Origin of the sequence: Testudinibacter crocodili, from assembly GCF_006228025.1 — a bacterium.
GTDB lineage: Bacteria > Pseudomonadota > Gammaproteobacteria > Enterobacterales > Pasteurellaceae > Chelonobacter.
Window position 1 is genome coordinate 1 of record NZ_VDHF01000081.1, and the last position, 3,465, is coordinate 3,465.

Consider the following 3,465-nt stretch of genomic DNA (forward strand, 5'->3'; position numbering starts at 1 on the left):
CATTCCCTGCAACGCTGCATTCACCGCTACTGCCTCTACTTTTGCTGCTTCTACTTTCGCCGTTTCTACTTTTGCCCCCTCATTGCTCTGTGGCGCGACCGGAGTAACAGGCACCGCATCCTGACCACCTTGCCCCTCTTCCTCGTCTAACCCAACCAACTCAATACGGTTCTTCACCAACTCCGGCTCAGCGAACACCACCTGCCCGATATACTGGCTACTCTTTGGTTTAACCCCGGTTATCTCTTCACTTCCGCTCGACAGCACCAAGAAAGTGCGGTTACCCAGCTCCGTAAACCGGATATTGCTGTCGACCAACTGTTGGTTAATCGCCTCAATCAGCCCCTTAAACGTCTGAGTACCGTTACCCTTTAATCTCACCGAACGCGAGGAATCAATATTGTAAGACATATAACCAACATTCAGCCGTTCCGCCAATTGCTGTAATAAACTGCCCACTTCACCCTCATAAGTCACCGCAATTTTAGCCTGCTCATAGCGCTCAAATTCAGAACCGCTTCCCCTATCCTGCGCAAAGGCAAACGGGGTCACCGCACCCAGCAACAGACTGCCAAATACGATTGCCCTGACACGCTTGATGTTTTTCATGTTTTTTATACCCTTTATGTTTTTTATATTCTTTATGTTTTTTATGCTCTCTATGTTTTTGATACTTTTAATACTTTTCATACTTTTAATGTTTTTCATACCCTTCATCTCAATTCCCACAGTTAGCTCTCCTGATTTCAGAACAAAAAATCCCTTTTCACGCTCGACAACCCACTAAGCGAAAAAGGGATTTTCACTCAAACACCATTACCCCAAATACGTTTCCATTAGAACACCCAACCAACCCCGGCTTTCACTGCCGGTCTGGCTTCTTTGCCCAATGATGAACCCACCCCTAGCGAAATTTTTATCTTGCCCGAGTTAGTCAAATAGTTACCGCCCAACGCCACCGCAGACTGACCATCATACATCGCCGTTCCAACCCCAATAGCCACTTCGCCCGGATGTTGTTGTGGTAAATCAAGGTTCATTGCCATCGATGCCGCTATCCCTTGCGAGGCAATTTTGCGGGTTTGTTGGATTTCTTGCTTCAACGAGCTGTGAACATTACCCAACGCACGGCTGACCTGTCCGACTGTTGCCGCATCGGAAGCATTCACCCCATCAGCAACATTGGTAATCCGACGGGTCAAACCGGTTTCCGCATTCCCCACTGAAAACTCCAGCGGGTCCCTGGCAACCGAACCACTGCCCATCGCAACACTGCCTTCTCCCTTCGCAACCGCACCGCCTCCAACAGCAACGCTCTCTTTGCCGGTTGCCGCCGCCGGTTTCAACTCACTGTTCGTCGCAATGTACTTGGTGCCGTTACTATTAATATGGTCAAGCGCCGCCCCCACATTATTCACCGTGGTGCTTGTGCCGTCGTTGTTATGCACCGTATAACTGGCGTTGACCGTAATAGAGCCATCCGGATTTACGACCATTTCACTGCCCGCACCGGCTAAGGACGTCACCGCCGAATAGAGCTGCCCACCATTTACTACCTCTTTTGAACCTTTCGCTACTTTACCGCCTTTCACATTGCTCAACACCACACCCTCGCCTAAGCAATCCGGGTCGTTAGGGTTGCTACCCGCTTTACAATTCGGGTCAACGCCCAAGGTCGCTTTGTTATACACATACTGACCTGAGGTATCCTTATCGTATTTCAACGCGCCTTTATCATTACCGGCAACACCTGCACTACCGCTAGCAAGCGCCTGTACTTTAGTTTCCAGTTCGCCGACTTTTTGATTGGTGGTATATAACTGCCCACCGGTAACCGCATCATGACTATCTTGTCCAACCAAGCCGTCTTTCAAGTTGCTCAAAATCGTCGGTGTCGTGGTTAAGCCGTCGGCATTCACCACACTCAACCGCACTTTATCCGTTGCAACGGCTGCCGTTGTGGTGTCGGCACTGCCATCGGCTTTCATGCCATAGAACTTGCCGTCTTCACCGCGCGCCAAACGTTTACCGTCCTCTGCAGTGTACACCACTGCCCCTGCCTGTCCGTTACGCAGGGCATTGTTTTTATCCACCAAGTCTTTACCGTTCAAGCCGTCTTGTCCTGCTGCGCCATCTTTACCGTTGGTGCCGTTAGTGCCGTCTTGACCGTTTTTGCCGATTAAGCCGTTCAAGCCGTCAATGCCGTCTTTCAAGCCCGCAACCATACTCTTCGCTTCATCTGCCGTGGTTTTCGCCAGGTTTGCCGTTTTCTCCACTGCATCCAACTGCCCTTTATTCACCGCATCGCCTGCATTGGTACCATTGGCAATCCCGGTCAAAGTACGGTTTCCTGCACTGCCGGCAATTGATAAGATGGTCGAGTCACTGTCCTTACCGATGGTAATGGTGCTGCTGGCCGCATCATCCTGCACCAAACCAAAACCGGCTTGACTGATTTGATTGATTTTGGTCGTCAGATTGGTAATCGCCGTGGTATTTCCAGCGGCTGTCTCTTTGACCGCATTCAGTTGTTTCACATTCACCGCATCATATTGCTGTACACCGTCTGCAATGTTGTTTAACACTGTCGGCGCCGTGGTGGAGCCATCGGCATTCACCGCACTCAGGCGCACTTTATCATCTGCAACCGCTGCTATTGTGGTGTCGGCACTGCCATCTGCCTTCATGAGATAGAATTTACCGTCTTCACCTCGTGCCAGACGCGAGCCGTTTTCGGCGGTATACACTACCGCCCCGGCTTCACCGTTGCGCAACGAGTTGACTTTCTCGGTCAAATCCTTACCATTCAGACCATCTCGCCCGGCTGCACCGTTTTTACCGTTGGTGCCGTTGCTACCATCTTGACCCGGTGTTCCAATCGCACCTACCAAACCGTCAATTCCGTTTTTCAAGTTTGAGGCGATATCTTTGGCTTCATCAGCCGTGGTTTTAGCATTGTCTGCGGTAGCTTTGGCATTGTCTGCCGTGGTTTTAGCGTTATCCGCAGTGGTTTTCACCGTGAACAGTTGCCCACCGGTCACTGCCTCTTTCGAGTCTGCTGCCAGTTTGCCATCGGCAAGGTTGCCCAATACCGTCGGAGTGGTGGTTAAACCGTCGGCATTCACCACACTCAACCGCACTTTATCCGTTGCAACGGCTGCCGTTGTGGTGTCGGCACTGCCATCGGCTTTCATGCCATAGAACTTGCCGTCTTCACCCCGTGCCAAACGTTTACCGTCCTCTGCGGTGTACACCACTGCCCCCGCCTGTCCGTTACGCAGGGCATTGTTTTTATCCACCAAGTCTTTACCGTTCAAGCCGTCTTGTCCTGCTGCGCCATCTTTACCGTTGGTGCCGTTAGTGCCGTCTTGACCGTTTTTGCCGATTAAGCCGTTCAAGCCGTCAATGCCGTCTTTCAAGCCCGCAACCATACTCTTCGCTTCATATGCCGTGGTTTTGGCGTTA

1 protein-coding gene and 1 pseudogene are annotated in these 3,465 nt (G+C 51.2%); both read right to left on the reverse strand.

Features of this window, described 5'->3' with window-relative positions; genetic code table 11:
• A pseudogene (locus FHQ23_RS09205) lies at positions 1-609 on the reverse strand (hypothetical protein); the annotation flags it as partial.
• Between the two features lie 227 nt (positions 610-836).
• Positions 837-3,465 (reverse strand): YadA family autotransporter adhesin (locus FHQ23_RS09210; protein ID WP_176552293.1); only part of this gene is annotated, 2,629 nt, incomplete at its 5' end.